A 17332-nucleotide genomic window follows, 5' to 3' on the forward strand; every position below is an offset into this window, starting at 1 on the left:
TCGATTCTCTTAGTGTTCTGTAAACCATGTTCTTTGTGGGAAAAATCTGATATTTCTAATTGGTTAACTCTATGAGTTAAAAACTACTTTTGTTAGATAACTAACTATATTAATTATGCTTAAAGCATCTTTTATCCCTGTTTTTTGTTTTTTATTGTTTTTCTCAAATTTTTATGCGCAGCAAAAAAAAGATTGCGAGGAAATAAAAAAACATATAGATGAACTTTCCTCAGTAGATGAAAAATTAAGTGAATCTCTTATATACTTGCAAAACTCAGACGTAGCGTGTAAATATCATTTATGGAAAAAGAGAGCTCAACTATTTCAAGGTAAATTTCTTTTGGACTCCATTATCTTTTCTTTAGATGAGGCAGCAAAAGTTGCTAATAAATTAAATAATCCGGAGTTTTTTCTTGAGGTATCTGTAAAGAAAGCAAGTTTTTTAGTAGATAAGAATAAAGTAGAAGAATCTCTTGAGTTGCTTAATTTATGTAGAGAAAAATTAGATGAACATCCTAGTAGTAACGAATGGATAGGATACTTTAATACAAAGGCAAATATTAGTAGAAATAAAGCAGAGTATGAAAAAGCATTGCGCTATGGTGATAGCGGTATTGCTATGGCTAAAAAAGTCAATAAAACAAAATCTTTGCATCAGGGTTATATCGATAAGGCGATATCCCATATTACCTTATTTCAATATAATAAAGGTGTTGAAGCACTTCAGGAAGCTATTGCTATTTTAGATACCATAGATGATAAGAGTGAATTAACTTTTGCATACTTTACTAAAGGAGTTTGTTACGAACGTTTAGAAGAATATGAAAAAGCTGCAGAAACTCTGAAACTTGCGGTAGAAAGTGCTAGAAAAACGAATGATTCTAAATCGATGGCTAGAGCATATTCAAGAATGAGTATATCTTTAATTGAGTTGCGGGATGAAAAAGCTTTGGCAGTTATAGACTCTGTAATTTCGATCTCAGAAAGAACATCTGACTTTTCTACTCTTGCCATTGGATATTCAGATAAAGGAAATGCTGCCTTAAATATTATAGAAGATTATGATAAAGCAGAGAAAGCTTTTTTAGCATCAAATAAGATTTTAAATACTAAAGATGTAACAAAAAGGGCTAAGGAGATTACGTTGCTTACTAATTTGTCTGGTCTTATAATCACCAAAGATAAAAAGAAGGAATATGATAAGATGTATCCATATATAAGAGAGTATGATATACAAAGCAAAAAATGGAACTCACTTATAAATAAACTAAATGTTGCTAATTTTTACAGGATGTATTATGAAGGAATTAAGGATTATAAGCAAGCACTTAGTTACAACAAAAGGTTTGAAGAAATAAATGATTCCATTACCAACAAAGAAGTAAGAGTTGATGTTGCAGATTTAGAAAAAAAATACGAAACTCAAAAAAAGGAAATAGAGATATTAAAACTCAATGAGGAATCTCAAGCACAGAAAATTAAAACTCAAGAAGCAGAAACTAAACAGTATATCTATTCGGGAATTGCACTGTTTTCTACATTACTTTTATTAATTGGTCTTTGGGCGTATGTTAAAATTAGAAAACAACAAAAAGAACTTAATAATACTCACGAGAAATTGAAAAAAAGTCATGAAGAAGTAGCTTCTATTAACAGCGTTAAGGATAGACTATTTTCAGTAATTTCTCATGATATGCGAAATATGCTGGTTCCATTTCAAAGAGGAGGTAAAATATTAAAGCATCACATAGATAAAGGTGATTATGATAAGGTAACGGAACTATCTCATAAGTTACAGGAAAACTCTTTGAGTCTTTCTCATCTTTTGGATAACTTATTAAATTGGTCTTTAGAACAAATGAATGGGTATTCTTTAAAGCAAGAAACTATTATGATTTCGGAAGAGTTAGAAGATATAAGGAAATCTTTTATACCTTCTTCTGAAGAAAAACAAACCACTATAAATATCTTTGGAGAATCAGGGATGACAGCAGTATTCGATAAAGGAGCTTTTTATATAATTTTCCGGAATCTTATAGGAAACGCTTTAAAGTATACCGAAGACGGTACTATTTCCATCAAGTTTTTTGAAAAAGATGATTCCTTTATATATGAGATCTCGGATACAGGGATAGGAATGTCAGAAGAGCAAGTAGATAATCTTTTTAAACTACAAAAAAGTAAAACCCAAGGTACAAGAGGTGAAAAGGGCACAGGTATTGGTCTTAATCTTGTATATCGCTTTGTAGAAATGAATCAAGGTACAATTGGGGTGTTTTCTGAGATGAGAATTGGAACTAAATTTGAACTAAGTTTTCCAAAGGTAATTACGATGAATACATCACTTTCCTCAGAAGAAAAACAAGTATCAGCTTAATGCTTAGCCGTTAAAAATCATATTTTTTTTCAATGGCATAACGAAGTAGTTCTCCTTTTCCGTGAAGCCCTAGTTTACGAATAATGTTTTTACGATGTGTCTCTATAGTAGATACAGAGTTAAATCTAATGGCGGCAATTTCTGAAGAAGTTTTTCCCTGACCGATAAGGGTTAGTATTTCTCTTTCACTTTTGGATAAAACTGTTTTTTTAGACTGCTGTTCGGTATCTTCAGAGAAAAAAGAAGGATCAATAGTAGCGTCAAAATAGGTATTTCCTTTCATTACTTCCTGAATAGCTGTGAGTACTTCTTCCAACGGAGAGTTTTTTAATAAATAACCGGAAGCACCGGCAGTTATCATCTGTCTTACTGCATCTTCTTGATCAAACATAGAAAAAGCAATAATCTTGGTATGTGGTAATTCCTTTTTGATGATTTTGGTGGCGGCAATACCATCAATTTTCGGCATACGAATATCCATAAGCACTATTTTGGGTTGCTTTCTTCTAACAATGGCTAATAATTCTTCGCCATCATTAGCCATACCGACAATACTAATATCTTCTTCATATTTTAGTAATAAATGTATTCCATCCATTAAAGATTGGTGGTCTTCGGCTATAGCTACTGTGATCATATGGGTATATTTATGATGATATTCGTTCCTTTTCCTATGGTAGAGTCAATCTCAAAAGTTCCTTCCATATGTTCTATGCGTTTCTCAATACTTTTTAATCCCATTCCATCTTTTTCTGGCAGTATTTTGGCATCGAACCCTTTTCCATTGTCTTCTACAATGATGTTAAGTAGCGAATCGTGATTGGTTAGTGAGATATGGATTTCAGACGCATTGGCGTGTTTAATGGTATTTGTGATCAGTTCCTGTATAATCCTAAAGATAGAGATCTCTAAGGCGTTATCCAATCGTTCATCTAAACCATAATCCTGTACTTCGATTAGTAATTCATCGCCGTTGGAAGCTTTTTTTGCTAGATTTTTTACCGCCGGTAATAATCCCTGTTTTGCCATAACTCCACTATTCTTTTCATGGGCTATGGTTCGTACTTTTTGGTATGCTTCATCAAGGAGGTTATTGGTTTTATTATAGAGTTCCTCTACATTCTCCATTTTGGGATTGTCCCGATTATTTTTTAAGTGGTCAAAATGTAATTTTACGGTTGCTAATGTGCTACCTAGATTATCGTGCAAATCATTCGCCAATCGTTGTCGTTCTTTTTCCTGCCCAGAGATCATAGCATCGATAGCCGCAAGCTCCTGTTCTTTGAGTAATTTTTCGGTTTTTTGGATTTCTATCTCCCTTTCCTGTTCTGCGATACGTTGTTTGCGTTTGGTGTTTTTATAAACTAGTATCCCGATAATAAGACCAATGACTAATGCCGAACAAGATCCAATAAGCCAGTTTCTATTTTTAATTCGTTGCGCTTCTGTTTTGAGGTTGGCATTTAGAAGCTGAACTATTTTTTTTTCTTTTTCTAATGTTTGTAATTGTATCTCTAATTTGGAATTTTCTAAAGTATTTTTTTTAAAATCTTGTTGATATTCTAATTCTTTTGATTTTTCGAGTTGCTCATATGCTTTTTGATAGTTTTTCAACCCTTTATTGTTTAGAGATGCATATTTGTAGACATAAATTTTACTTCTTAAAGTATCTGAAATATCTATATATTTATTTGCTTCTGTGGCATATTTTAAACCTTTATGATATTCTTTTTTATTGTGATACAAATCAGCTAGTCTTATACATGTCCTAAATTTGATATACTTTAAAAATGGATAATTAGAACTTTCCTTTAATGCTTGAAAGTGATATTTTTCGGCTTCATCATCTTTATTGATAAATTCTAATTGAACAGCCTTTAAAGACAAAAAAAGAGGTCTTATTTTATGATTTTCAGGAAGTTTTTCAATTTGATTCTCCAAGTTCCTAAGAGCCTCTATTGCACTTCGTTTATCTTTAAAAATACTTTGTGATGAGAAGTAAATTTCATAAATGTTGGCCCAAGTTTTTTCAACGGGGCTTGATGCTAGTTCTTTAAATTCGGTCAAATATTTTATAAATTGATCATTGGTTTGGGAAAATTCATAATGGTAAAACTCTAAGACTCCTAAGAGCGTTAATTTGCGTAAAGAATAATTATTTAGCTCTTTTGCTTTTTGATAAGGAATTATAAAATTTTTAAGGAGACTGGACTTATTGGGGCTATGATAAAGTGTATCATAGGCCTTAGCTAAAAGATGAACAATTTCTGTAACTGGTTGTTTAATTGCTTTTGTATTTGAATCAGAATTTCTTTCAAACTCCCCTTGCCCTTGAAAATATAAAATGTTATTAAGGTTGTGAATTTTTTTTCGTAATAAAGAATCATTAATAAGACCAGTTTTTTGCTGAGCTATTTTAAAGTCTAGGTCGATAAGATGTTGAACAATATTAGATGTTAACTGTTTATCTTTATTTAGAACAGTTTGAGCCGCCATCAGATTGAAAGCGGCTATAAACCATAATAGTAAAATATAGGAGTAATGTTTATCCATTAAAAGGTAATCAAACTATAACTTTTTGGGCAAATACCTCCAGGTCCTTTTGGAAGGTTTGGTATATCATTTTTAGGTATTATTTCACCATTATCATCAACTCTTCTTCCCTGTACATCATAAGTAGGATTAATGTTAATGGCGTCGTGATATTCTCTATTGATTTTTTCTGGAGGTCTAAAACCATCTTTATAGTAAAATTCACTGTCAAATACACCATTCTTATTATATTCACCATCTTTATCATTCATCGGTAATAATTTCCTGTTTATTTCTAAATAATAAGTTGGGCCTGTTTGATCTAATTCTAGATCAATTTTCTCTATTTTATCGTACTCTTTTGTGTCGGAGCTTAGTGCTTGTATATCAAGTTTTATAGATATAATATTTATAATTTTAGGAATCACTGAAAAATTAAGTTCTGTGACTTCTGAGGTTTTTCTAGTGGCTACATACTTTACATTCTTAATTCCCAAATTAATTCCGCCTTTGTAATTTTTCAAAAGCAATTCTACTTCTTTTAAAGTTTTTAACTCCTCATCATAATTTATTTTTACATACACAACAAATAGTGTTCCATATAATTGACTTATATAAGCGGTTTGCCATCGATTTTTTGATGCGCTATTAAACGAGAGAGTGGTGCATAATTCTAATTCCATAATAAAAGTTTTAATATTAATTCATTACAAATTTATTCTATAGTTAGGAAGTAAAATATCCCCAATATAGGGTATATTATACAATTGATTGAAAAATTAATTTAGCCAAAAATTAAGTCATGAGTAAAAAAGCAATTTTTTTCGGAATTGAAAATGCCGAAATAGGTGTAACTAAATTAAACGGATGCCATAATGATATTAACTTGTGGAGGGATTTGCTAGTAAATAAATTCAATTTTGATTCAGATTCGAAAATTTATATAGATGCTAAACCGGAATATTTTCGAGGAGAAATCAAAACATTTTTACAAGATCTAAAAAGAGGAGACGTAGGAGTGTTGATGTTTTCAGGTCATGGGTTTAGTCTGAATAAATTGATAAATGGAAATGGCAGAAGATATGAAGGCTTGTTTTTTTCCACTAAAGATTTTTATTCCAGTAAAAACGGATTGTTAGGGGATTATGAAATAATTCAGTTTCTGAATGATCATGTCTATGGAAAGGATTTTAAATTGATTTTAATCTTGGACTGCTGTTATGCTGAAGGAAATGGTGCATCTTACGATACAAACGAAAATGAAGTTGTTAATAATAGAGAAGAAACTTTGCGAGCTAAATCAATTGAAATTGAAAAAGAACATTTAGATGGTGTTTATGAAATGGAAATAAATCGAGAAGAAATAGACTTTTTTCCTTCAATCAAAAATTTTGACAACGTATGTCTACTAAGCGCCGTAAAAAATAAATTAAAAAAGGCATATGAAGATAAATTTGAACAAGGGACCTACGGATTGTTTTCGTATTTCGCAAATCAAGTGTTTATGGAAAACGAGTCTTTGAGTTATAGAGAATTAGAAACAAAAGTCAATCATAAACTTTTATCTGATCAAAGAGAACAGAGAGTTACGTTTATAATTGGTGAAAAATTTAATGGTACAAATGTTTTTCTTTAAAACTTATTTAGACTTTAAATCTTAGTTTAAAACGAGCAACATCCTATTAAAGATAATGAAACCTAGTAAATAACAGTGATCTCGAAATAATATATTTCTTGGAAAGAAATAGGGTTAAATAGATGCACTAGTACAAAAACTGGAATCGCACCACTAGCAGTAATCGTAGTTCTTTCTGCGCCATCGTTTGTATTTCGAATTGATCTGATTCTTTACCAATGTTTATAGTTCCCGGTAAGGAAATGCTAATGGTGGATGCAGAGATCATGGTAAGAACTCGGATAAACCAAAAACTTTGTTCGCTGATATTTCCATTGGTAACATTTAGATAGATGAAAATAGGACTTAAGATAATTAGCGCTAGAAGCAACATTGCAAAAGGAGTCACTTTTCTGTCCAGAATTGAATGGTTTATAGTTAATTAAAAATCCGTTACTAAAAACCTAAGATTTCTATAAAATACTTTCTGCAGAAATGAAGAAAATATCTAAAGAAACCCAAGATCAATTCTTTAGGATGTAACTAAAAAAACAATTACTTGATTGAAAACTAGGGGTGTAGTTAGTTTACTCCGGCCTTAAATACGTTTTTAGTACAAAAAGCAACAGAATAAAGATAATAAAACCGATGAGAATAAAAATACTGCCTTTGTAATATTTGCGATGTAGTTTCAGATCTTTACGGTAGCTAAATATCATTAAAATGATAAAAGCTACTACAAAACATCCTGCAAATATCAATTGACCCGTACTAAACATATTTTGTTATTTTTACGGCAAAGATAACTTATTAGAAGAAATACATGAAAGATAAAATTGCTGCTGTACAAGAATTCCATACCGCATTTGAGATTGGATATAAAAATGAGCCTATTGCAGATCTGGGAGAAGCTAAAAACACGCTTCGCTTTAACCTAATGAAAGAGGAAAATGAAGAATATCTAGAGGCGGCTCAGAATAATGATTTAGTCGAGGTTGCAGATGCGTTAGGTGATATGTTATATATTTTATGTGGAACCATCATAGAACATGGCATGCAGCATAAAATAGAAGAAGTGTTTACAGAGATCCAACGCAGTAATATGAGTAAACTAGGAGAAAATGGGAAGCCTATTTATAGAGAAGATGGTAAAGTGTTAAAAGGACCAAATTACTTTAAACCTAATATCAAGGAAATTCTTGATCGATAATTACAAATTAAAAATGCCTCAAGAAAAAATCTTGAGGCATTTTTAGTTCTCTAAATTCGTAATTCTTAATTAAGGAATTAAACCTTCACTCTCCATCCAAAAGCATCTTCAGCTTTATTATATTGAATATTCATAAGTTCCTTCTTAAAATGAGATGCATAAGAACTCTCTTGTTTTTCTAGTTCGTAATGCTCTCCCTTATACCCAAAAGCTTTTACAGGGCTTACAACAGCTGCTGTACCTGCTCCAAAAATCTCTTTTAGACTGCCATTTTTATAGGCATCTACGATTTCGCTTACTTTTATTGGTCTTACTTCTACATTATATCCTTGTCTTTCTGCTAAAGAAATCAAACTTTTACGAGTAATCCCATCTAATATTCGATCACTAACGGGAGCCGTTAATAAAGTATCGTTTATTCTAAAGAAAACATTCATGGTTCCAGCTTCTTCTACATATTCATGGGTGTTAGAATCTGTCCAGATGATTTGTTGGTATCCTTGCTCTTTGGCAAGTTTAGTTGGATAAAATTGACCAGCATAATTACCGGCCGCTTTTGCATATCCAAAACCTCCACTAGCCGAACGACTAAACTTTTCTGCTACCAATACACTAACATCTCCACTATAATAGGATTGTGCAGGAGAACAAATAATCATAAAACGATATTCATCCGCTTCTGATGCAGAAACACTTGCCTGTGTAGCAATAACAAAGGGTCTTATATATAAAGAATTCCCAAAACCTGATTTAATCCATTCATTATCTAATTTTAATAGATTATTTAATCCATCAAAAAAATACTCTTCAGGAAATTCTGGCATTGCCAAACGCTCTGCGGACTTGTTGATTCTTTTAAAGTTTTCATCAGGTCTAAATAAGAAAGTATCTCCCTGGTCATCTTTATAGGCTTTCATCCCTTCAAAAACTGCTTGTCCGTAATGAAATACTCGAGCAGACGGATCGAGTGTAAGAGGTCCGTATGGGACAATTTTTGGTGTTTGCCATTCGCCATTGACATAATCACAAATAAACATATGATCTGTAAAAACTTTACCAAAAGCTAAGTTTTCAAAATCTACTTGTCCAATTTTGGATTCGTGTACTTTGGTGATTTCAATCTCTTGCGGAACTGCATTTCTCATCCGATAGTTATTTATAAGGTTGTGAAATTTTTTATTATCAACTATTGCACTTTTAATAATTATGTCCTAAAATTTATAAGATGCTTACAATAGTTAATATTTTAAACAAAAATACCCTTTTCTGATAAATTAGGAATTTTAAAAATGTTTAATTTTGCGAAACATCATTAATAATAATGTATTATGAAAAAAATAGCACTGTTTTTTGCGGGATTGTCATGTATAGTAGGTTGTAATTCTGTACAGAAAGAAAAAGAATCTTTTTCAGTTAAAGATATAGCGCTAAGTGAATATGATAGTTTTGGAGGAGAAGTATCATCAGATGCAGTCTTTTATAAGGATGCAATAGCAGAAAAGTATAAGGATCTAAATGAAGGTGATACGATCAATATTGCTTTTTCAAGTACAGTAAATGATGTTTGCAAGGCTAAAGGTTGCTGGATGAAAGTTGCTCTGAATAAAGAAGAAGAAACTATGGTAAAGTTTAAAGACTATGGTTTTTTTGTTCCAAAAGATATTGAAAATGATACAATCATTGTTCAGGGAAAAGCATATGTTTCTGAGACCTCTGTGGATGAATTACGTCACTTGGCTCAGGATGCCGGAAAATCTGAGGATGAAATAGCTGCAATTACTACTCCTAAGAAAACATATTCGTTTATGGCAGATGGGGTTTTAGTAAAGCAATAATGAAAGAAAATTTAAAGCGTGAGATTATCACCACTTCTGATGGTTCTACAACTATTCACTTTCCCGAGCTAGATGAACATTACCACTCTATACACGGAGCGATTAATGAAGCGAAGCACGTTTTTATTAAAAGTGGTTTTGATCATATTTTAGCTTCCAGAGAATTTCCAGAATTGAATATTTTGGAGATAGGCTTTGGAACAGGTTTAAATGCTTTTATAACCTATCTAGAAGCTTTGAAGATTCAGCAAAAGATTCATTATGTTGGAGTAGAAGCATATCCAGTTCCTTTGGAGGAGGTAAAGCTTTTGAACTATGTTGATCAATTATCAGCGCTAGACTATCAGACTGCTTTTGACGAAATGCATGAATCTTCGTGGGAAGATCAGAATGCAGTATCTTCTTCTTTTCTTCTTACGAAACGTAAACAGTTTTTTACAGATATCAAGGATGAAAATTGCTTCGATTTAATTTATTTTGATGCTTTTGGCGCAAGAGTGCAGCCAGAGTTGTGGAGCATAGATATTTTCAAAAAGATGTATGAAGCGCTAATGAATAATGGGGTTTTGGTTACCTACTCTGCAAAAGGTAGCGTAAGACGTGCAATGCAAGAAGTTGGTTTTGTAGTAGAAAGACTCCCTGGTCCACCTGGTAAAAGAGAAATGCTAAGGGCTACAAAGGATTAGCAGGGTTTATGTTTTCTTTAATTAATGATTTTAATATTTGTTAAACCTATAATAAAGGGGTAGGTTATGTTAAAATCGGATGTTATTTTGCACGAAATAACTCAACAATGAAAGTTTTAATTACTGGGGCAACTGGACTTATTGGTCAGGAAATTGTTAGACTATGTCATCAATCAAAAATTGATGTACATTACCTTACAACTAGTAAAAGTAAGCTTACATCAGAAAAGAATTATAAAGGATTTTACTGGAACCCATCGGTAGGTGAAATGGATTCCAGCTGTTTTGAAGATGTAGAGGTAATTATTAATCTTGTTGGAGCTACGGTAGCCAAACGTTGGACAAAGAAATATAAACAAGAGATTATCGATAGCCGTGTTGATACTGCTTCACTTATTTTAGAATCACTTAAAAAAGTAAAACATTCTGTTCGACATATCGTATCTGCAAGTGCCATTGGGATTTATCCAGATTCTTTTCAGAATTATTATATGGAAGATTCCTCTATGGAGGATCCCGGGTTCTTAGGAGAAGTGGTTAAAAAATGGGAAACTGCGGTTGAAGAATTTAAAACGCTAAATATTGAAGTGAGCCTCCTGAGAATTGGATTAGTGCTTTCTAACAAAGGTGGAGCATTTCCTAAAATAGCTAATCCTATAAAACAAGGGATAGGAGCTGTTTTTGGTAGCGGAAAACAATGGCAGAGTTGGATTCATGTAGAAGATCTGGCGAAAATGTTTATGTATGTGGTCGAGGAAGAATTAGCAGGTTTGTATAATGCAGTGGCACCTAATTCTGTTTCTAATCAAAAATTGACACACGTTATTGCTGATCATTTAGATAAAAAAATAGTATTGCCCAATGTACCGAAGTTTATGATGAAGCTTGTTCTTGGAGAAATGCATGTATTGTTGTTTAGTAGCCAGAGAGTGTGTAGCGATAAAATTTTAGAAACAGGTTTTCGATTTAAGTATGACAATATTACTCAAGCAATTGAAGATCTTGTCTAATAGAATAAGTACATAATAAAATATAAAAAAGGTCCACATTCTATAATGCGGACCTTTTTATATAATAGATTTTTTGAATTAAGATTTATTAGCTTTTAGGCTAATCTTTAATTCGATATCATCCATAATAAACTTATCACCTAAGTTTTCGAAAACAGATTTAGATCCATAGTTTACACCCCAATCTGTACGATTAATTGTAAATACTTCACTATTTAAAGTCATTGTGTCTCCTTCTACGGAAGAAGTCGCTGGGAAAGAAATATTTTTCTTAATCCCTTTGATCGTAAGGTTACCTTCGATAGATGTTTTATCTTCTTTTTCTAAAACTCCTGTCACTTCAAAAGAAGCATTAGGAAATTTAGCTACATTAAAGAAATGATCTTCTTTACCTTCTCCTTCTCCTTTAAGATGCCCCTCAAGGCCTGCTTTTTGATCACCTTCTAGATCAGTTACATTAATAGAAGCCATGTCAATTACAAAAGATCCACTTTGGATTTTTCCATCCTGGGTTTTTACTTTCCCTTTCGCAATGTTAATAGTTCCGGTATGGTTTTCTGTTGGTTTTTTACCAACCCATTCGATAGTACTAGCTGCGTTATCCACAATATAGGTTATTGCTTCTGCAGGAGCTTCTACTACCTCTTCTGCCGTGGTTGCTTCAGTTTCATTTTTTTTCTCTCCTTTACAAGAGGTTCCCGCTACTATAAGTGCACTAATAGCAAACAGGTTTATCAATTTGGTTTTCATAATAATTCTAGTTTATAGTTTTTAAAAATCCAAAATTATTTTTTTAGAAAATGAATACTCTTAAATATATACTAAAATATTCCTGTGACATTATGACATTTATTCAAAAATGGCAGTACTTTTGCATCTTCAAAAAAAGAACTTATAAAAGGTACTAGTTACATGAGTAAGAAAAATAAAAATACAGAAGATGTAAAGGATCAAGTAGAAGAGGTACTTGACAAAACTGTAGAGGAAACTGAAGTAGAAGAATTGGATATCGAAACACAACTAAAAGAAGACTTAGAAAAGGAAAAAGATAAGTTTTTAAGACTTTTTGCAGAATTCGAGAATTACAAAAAGCGTACTTCTAAGGAAAGAATAGAATTGTTTAAGACGGCAGGTCAGGATGTCATGCAATCTATGTTGCCTGTATTAGATGATTTTGATCGTGCGATGAAAGAGATCGAAAAATCTGAAGATAAAGATTTGTTGAAAGGTGTTGAGCTAATTCATAACAAATTAAGAGAAACATTAAAGACTAAAGGGTTGTCTGAAGTAGAAGTAGCTGCAGGCGATGTGTTTAATGCGGATGATCATGAGGCAATAACCCAGATTCCTGCACCTAGTGATGAGTTAAAAGGTAAGATTGTAGATGTTATAGAAAAAGGATATAAATTAGGAGATAAAGTAATTCGTTTTCCTAAGGTGGTAACCGGACAATAAGATTAAATAGATGAAAGAAGATTTTTATGATATTTTAGGCCTTAGTAAAAACGCCACAGGAGCCGAAATTAAAAAAGCATATCGTAAAAAAGCGATAGAGTATCATCCAGATAAAAATCCGGGAGATGCTTCGGCAGAGGAGAAATTTAAGAAGGCAGCGGAGGCATACGAAGTATTAAGTGATCCTGATAAAAAATCCCGATACGATCAATTTGGACATCAAGCTTTTGAAGGCGGTGGTGGTTTCGGCGGCGGTTTCGGCGGTGGCGGAATGAATATGGACGACATATTTAGCCAGTTTGGAGATATTTTTGGTGGCGGTGGTTTTGGTGGCGGTTTCGGCGGCGGCGGCGGAAGACAACGTCGTGTAAAAGGAAGTAATCTGCGTATTCGTGTAAAACTTACATTAGAAGAGATTGCTAATGGAGTAGAGAAAAAAATCAAAGTAAAGCGTAAGATCCAGGCTCCCGGAACTACGTATAAAACGTGTTCGACTTGTAATGGTAGTGGTCAGATGACACGAATTACCAATACTATTCTGGGAAGAATGCAGACATCCACTACATGTTCTACTTGTGGAGGAGCTGGGCAGATTATAGATAGAAAACCTGCGGATGCAGATAATCAAGGTTTAAAAGTGTCCGAGGAAACCGTAAGTATAAAAATACCAGCAGGTGTAGAAGATGGTATGCAGCTTAAAGTTTCTGGAAAAGGAAATGAAGCACCAGGTAATGGTGTTCCAGGTGATCTTTTAGTGGCGATAGAAGAACAAGATCATCCAGAATTACAGCGTGAAGGAGATAACTTGCATTATGATCTATATATTAGTTTTTCTGAAGCAGCTTTAGGTGCGTCAAGAGAGATTGATACCGTATCTGGTAAAGTGCGCATTAAGATAGAAGAAGGAGTACAGAGCGGTAAAATACTTAGACTAAGAGGTAAAGGAATCCCTAGTATTAATGGCTATGGGAAAGGAGATCTTTTAGTACATGTAAATGTATGGACACCTAAAACATTAAATAAAGAACAAAAAGAGTTTTTTGAAAGAATGGCTCAGGACGATCACTTTAGACCTAGTCCAGATAGTAAAGACAAATCATTTTTTGAAAAAGTAAAAGACATGTTTTCATAAAAATTAGAATGATACTATTATAAATATAATCATTTTTAAATGCTGAATTTTGTTTAATAAAAATTCGTATATTTGAAACATCACTAGCGCATTTAGTGATAATTTTTCTTTTTCATAGCAATTTTTTTCCCATCCTTAATACTTGTATTTAGGGTGGGTTTTGTTTTTTTATAAGATTAAAATTGTATGAATACGTTGGATATTGATTGTTATATCATTGTATCTATTAAATGTTCTTAACATCCGTTAATCCGTTTAAGTAGGCTATTTATTTCATTTCATTAATATTTTGACTTACTTAGCATAGTTTTTAAATTTCAGAATAAATCACATTTTTATATATGACCAATCTTTTGGAGGTACAACAGGCAACAAAACGGTTTGGAGACTTTATAGCTCTAAACAATGTTTCTATTAAAGTGCCAAAAGGAAGTATTTTTGGATTACTAGGTCCTAATGGAGCTGGTAAAACAACCTTGATAAGAATTATTAATCAAATCACACTTCCGGATACAGGAAGTGTATTTCTGGATGGAGAACCATTACAATCACACCATATTAAAGATATTGGATATCTGCCGGAAGAAAGAGGTTTGTATAAATCTATGAAAGTAGGAGAACAGGCATTATACCTTGCCCAACTTAAAGGATTGAGTAAAAGAGATGCTAAAGAGCGACTTAAATATTGGTTTGATAAATTTGATATATCACATTGGTGGGATAAAAAAATACAAGAGCTCTCTAAGGGAATGGCTCAGAAGGTGCAATTTATTGTGACCGTATTGCATAAACCTAAGTTATTGATTTTTGATGAACCTTTTAGTGGGTTTGACCCTATCAATGCTAATGTGATCAAAGACGAAATTCTTCAATTACGCGATGAAGGTGCTACCGTAATTTTTTCTACCCATCGTATGGAAAGTGTAGAAGAATTATGTGATCACATGGCTTTGATCAATAAATCCAATAAAATATTAGAAGGAAAGGTATCTGATATCAAAAAAGAATACAAGGCAAATATATTCGAAGTAGGATTGTTGTCAGAAAACAATAGGGAATTACAAGAAGCTCTGCAAAATAAGTTTGTAACGGAACCTGCAGATTTTAAAACGATAGAAGATCAGCTAAAATTAAAAATATCATTGGATAAAGATGCTTCTTCTAATGATCTACTTAGATATTTATCCGAAAGAGCGCAGGTTGTTCGATTTAACGAGGTAATACCAAGTGTAAACGAAATATTCATTAAAACCATTACAGAAAATGAGTAGTAATTTACAATTAATCATAAAGAGAGAGTTCATATCTCGTGTGCGTAACAGAACTTTTGTAGTGATGACGTTTCTTAGCCCGTTAATTGTTGTCGGAATGATCGCATTAATTACCTGGTTAACTACTATTAATAATGATGAAATTAAGAAAGTTGCTTTTATTGATGAAACAGAATTGTTTATCTCAGATCTTAAGAATACTGATGAGGTGCAATATGTTAATTACAGCAATTATGATATAGAGGTAGCAAAGGATTCTGTGATTTCTAAAAAATTATACGGATTACTGTATATACCTAAGAAATCAACAAACAAAGAACTTTCAGAATCTATTCAGTTTTATGCAGAAGAATCACCGAATTTTTCAGTATTGAATACCCTAGAGAGAATTATAGCGAATAAACTAACAAACCAAAACTATAAAGCCGAAGGTCTCAATTTAGAAGCGATAGAAAACTCTAAAGCAAGAATAAATATTCAGATAGAAAACTTTTCTGGAGAGAAGACTTCTAAAATGTCTAATTATGTAAAAATGGCATTTGGAGGGATCGCCGGATATTTATTGATGATGTTTATTATTATTTATGGGAATATGGTGATGCGATCCGTAATAGAAGAAAAGACAAATCGTATTATAGAGATCATAATTTCTTCGGTAAAACCAATGCAGTTAATGATGGGTAAAATTCTAGGCACTTCTTTTGCTGGAATTTTACAGTTTCTTATTTGGGTACTTTTAGGAGGTGTTCTTCTTTTGATAGCTACATCTTTATTTGGAATGGATCCTCAACCGGTAGGAGTAGATCCATCTATTGCGTTGCAAGGAAATAATCAGGAAGAAATTCAACTTCTAATTCAGGATATACTAAAACTTCCATTACTAACTTTAGTGCTTTCTTTCTTTGTGTATTTTATCGGAGGATACTTTTTATATAGTTCTATATATGCAGCTATAGGTGCAGCGGTGGACAGTGAAACAGATTCTCAACAGTTTATGTTACCTATTTTGTTACCATTAATGTTAGGGATTTATGTCGGTTTTTTTGCTGTGATAGAAAATCCACATGGAACTGTTTCTACAGTGTTTTCTATGGTTCCTCTTACGTCTCCTATTGTTATGTTAATGCGGATACCGTTTGGAGTGCCATGGTGGGAGATTTTGATATCAATTGTATTACTTATAGGAAGTATTATTTTTATGGTATGGTTTGCTGGTAAAATATATAGAATTGGTATCTTGATGTATGGCAAAAAACCTAGCTATAAAGAATTATTTAAGTGGTTAAAGTATTAATATGATCCAAGAAGAGATTACAGAACAAGTTAAAGAAGTGATCCAGGAAGATGTTTGGGGCAACATCAAAAAGTTTTTGGACTTTGAAATCTTTCATTTAGGGCCCGAAAATGAACCTATTGTGCTTACAGTAGGGCTGTTGTTGTTTGTGATTTTTGTTCTTTTTGTTACATCTTTATTTCTAAAATTCATAAGAAAAGTTGTTACCAGAAAACTTCCTAGAGAGGATAAGGTGAAATTCGTTTCTGTATTTTCTTTCGCTAAATACTTTGTCTATATTGTTATAGTTTTGGTTACTCTGGATAGTATTGGTTTCCATATTACTGCGATTTTTGCAGCATCCGCTGCGTTACTAGTAGGTGTTGGTTTAGCTCTACAAACGTTAATACAGGATATCATATCTGGGATATTTATTTTTATAGATCAAACTGTACATGTTGGTGATATCATAGAGTTAGAAGGTAAAGTAGGTAGAGTCGAAGAAATTAAATTAAGGACTACACGGGCAGTAACGATAGATAATAAAGTATTGATCATACCTAATCATAAATACCTTACTTCTACTTTATATAATTGGACTCAGAATGGTGCTGTTACAAGAGAGGCGATAGAAGTTGGTGTAGCATATGGTAGTGATACTTTATTAGTTAAAGATTTATTAATCAAAGCAGCGTTGTCACATAAGGACATATTAAAAGAACCTCCTCCTTTAGTATTGTTTACTAATTTTGGCGATAGTTCATTAAACTTTAAGCTTGTCTTTACGATGAACGATAGTTTTCAGGCTGGGATTCCAAAAAGTGAAATAAGATTTGAGATTGATCGTTTGTTTAGAGAGAATAAGATAAATATACCATTCCCTCAACGGGAAATCACTATCTTAAACCCAAAAGAATAGTATTAAAGCCCCTAGAT

General features: G+C 32.5%; 18 protein-coding genes. 11 read left to right on the top strand and 7 right to left on the bottom strand.

The genetic code is table 11. The features are described from left to right. The first annotated feature begins 115 nt into the window (after positions 1–115). Positions 116–2377, top strand: a complete 2262-nt coding sequence (locus D1818_RS21305) for a HAMP domain-containing sensor histidine kinase (protein ID WP_118461619.1) — start codon at positions 116–118, stop codon at positions 2375–2377. A gap of 10 nt (positions 2378–2387) precedes the next feature. On the opposite strand, the gene D1818_RS21310 is transcribed toward D1818_RS21305, so the two are convergent. From D1818_RS21310 to D1818_RS21320, 3 genes are read right to left on the bottom strand one after another with little or no spacing between them, the layout of a single operon-like run. Beyond that, positions 2388–3014: a response regulator transcription factor gene (locus D1818_RS21310; RefSeq protein ID WP_118461621.1), complete on the bottom strand. Its 627-nt coding sequence runs from the start codon at positions 3012–3014 to the stop codon at positions 2388–2390. Further along, positions 3011–4930: a sensor histidine kinase gene (locus D1818_RS21315; RefSeq protein ID WP_118461623.1), complete on the bottom strand. Its 1920-nt coding sequence runs from the start codon at positions 4928–4930 to the stop codon at positions 3011–3013. Before D1818_RS21315 ends, D1818_RS21310 begins: the two co-directional genes overlap by 4 nt. Next, positions 4930–5592 (bottom strand): hypothetical protein, encoded by a 663-nt coding sequence (locus D1818_RS21320; protein WP_118461625.1) that lies wholly within the window; start codon positions 5590–5592, stop codon positions 4930–4932. Before D1818_RS21320 ends, D1818_RS21315 begins: the two co-directional genes overlap by 1 nt. A gap of 119 nt (positions 5593–5711) precedes the next feature. On the opposite strand from D1818_RS21320, the gene D1818_RS21325 reads away from it, so the two are divergent. Further along, positions 5712–6545, top strand: a complete 834-nt coding sequence (locus D1818_RS21325) for a caspase family protein (protein ID WP_118461627.1) — start codon at positions 5712–5714, stop codon at positions 6543–6545. 127 nt (positions 6546–6672) lie between these two features. Here D1818_RS21325 and D1818_RS25515 read toward each other — a convergent pair whose 3' ends face one another. Continuing rightward, on the bottom strand, positions 6673–6918 hold the full coding sequence (locus D1818_RS25515) for a hypothetical protein (RefSeq protein ID WP_120752536.1): 246 nt from the start codon (positions 6916–6918) through the stop codon (positions 6673–6675). 193 nt (positions 6919–7111) lie between these two features. Then, complete coding sequence (locus D1818_RS25770; protein ID WP_118461629.1) at positions 7112–7303, bottom strand: hypothetical protein; 192 nt, start codon at positions 7301–7303, stop codon at positions 7112–7114. A gap of 44 nt (positions 7304–7347) precedes the next feature. On the opposite strand from D1818_RS25770, the gene D1818_RS21335 reads away from it, so the two are divergent. Further along, a complete protein-coding gene (locus tag D1818_RS21335; protein WP_118461631.1) occupies positions 7348–7734 on the top strand; it encodes a nucleoside triphosphate pyrophosphohydrolase family protein in 387 nt (128 codons plus the stop codon). 77 nt (positions 7735–7811) lie between these two features. Here D1818_RS21335 and D1818_RS21340 read toward each other — a convergent pair whose 3' ends face one another. Then, a complete protein-coding gene (locus D1818_RS21340; protein WP_118461633.1) occupies positions 7812–8879 on the bottom strand; it encodes a branched-chain amino acid aminotransferase in 1068 nt (355 codons plus the stop codon). Between the two features lie 183 nt (positions 8880–9062). On the opposite strand from D1818_RS21340, the gene D1818_RS21345 reads away from it, so the two are divergent. From D1818_RS21345 to D1818_RS21355, 3 genes are all read left to right on the top strand, one after another. Next, entirely contained in the window at positions 9063–9569 is a 507-nt protein-coding gene (locus D1818_RS21345) for a DUF4920 domain-containing protein (protein WP_118461635.1), read from the top strand. Continuing rightward, positions 9569–10255 (top strand): tRNA (5-methylaminomethyl-2-thiouridine)(34)-methyltransferase MnmD, encoded by a 687-nt coding sequence (gene mnmD / locus D1818_RS21350; protein ID WP_118461637.1) that lies wholly within the window; start codon positions 9569–9571, stop codon positions 10253–10255. The genes D1818_RS21345 and mnmD overlap by 1 nt, the downstream gene beginning before the upstream one ends. A 107-nt stretch (positions 10256–10362) precedes the next feature. After that, positions 10363–11265 carry a TIGR01777 family oxidoreductase gene (locus D1818_RS21355; RefSeq protein ID WP_118461639.1) on the top strand — a complete coding sequence of 301 codons (903 nt, stop codon included), beginning with the start codon at positions 10363–10365 and terminating at the stop codon, positions 11263–11265. A 78-nt stretch (positions 11266–11343) separates the two neighbouring features. Here D1818_RS21355 and D1818_RS21360 read toward each other — a convergent pair whose 3' ends face one another. Further along, positions 11344–12015 (bottom strand): YceI family protein, encoded by a 672-nt coding sequence (locus tag D1818_RS21360; protein WP_118461641.1) that lies wholly within the window; start codon positions 12013–12015, stop codon positions 11344–11346. A gap of 162 nt (positions 12016–12177) precedes the next feature. On the opposite strand from D1818_RS21360, the gene D1818_RS21365 reads away from it, so the two are divergent. From D1818_RS21365 to D1818_RS21385, 5 genes are all read left to right on the top strand, one after another. Further along, complete coding sequence (locus D1818_RS21365) at positions 12178–12720, top strand: nucleotide exchange factor GrpE (RefSeq protein WP_118461643.1); 543 nt, start codon at positions 12178–12180, stop codon at positions 12718–12720. 10 nt (positions 12721–12730) lie between these two features. Further along, positions 12731–13852: a molecular chaperone DnaJ gene (gene dnaJ / locus D1818_RS21370; RefSeq protein ID WP_118461645.1), complete on the top strand. Its 1122-nt coding sequence runs from the start codon at positions 12731–12733 to the stop codon at positions 13850–13852. A gap of 341 nt (positions 13853–14193) precedes the next feature. Then, on the top strand, positions 14194–15123 hold the full coding sequence (locus tag D1818_RS21375) for an ABC transporter ATP-binding protein (RefSeq protein WP_118461648.1): 930 nt from the start codon (positions 14194–14196) through the stop codon (positions 15121–15123). After that, complete coding sequence (locus D1818_RS21380; protein ID WP_118461650.1) at positions 15116–16417, top strand: ABC transporter permease; 1302 nt, start codon at positions 15116–15118, stop codon at positions 16415–16417. Before D1818_RS21375 ends, D1818_RS21380 begins: the two co-directional genes overlap by 8 nt. 1 nt (position 16418) lies before the next feature. Further along, positions 16419–17315, top strand: a complete 897-nt coding sequence (locus D1818_RS21385; RefSeq protein ID WP_118461652.1) for a mechanosensitive ion channel family protein — start codon at positions 16419–16421, stop codon at positions 17313–17315. Positions 17316–17332: the final 17 nt, after the last annotated feature.

The sequence above is a fragment of the Aquimarina sp. BL5 genome (assembly GCF_003443675.1).
In the GTDB taxonomy this organism is placed as follows: Bacteria; Bacteroidota; Bacteroidia; order Flavobacteriales; family Flavobacteriaceae; genus Aquimarina.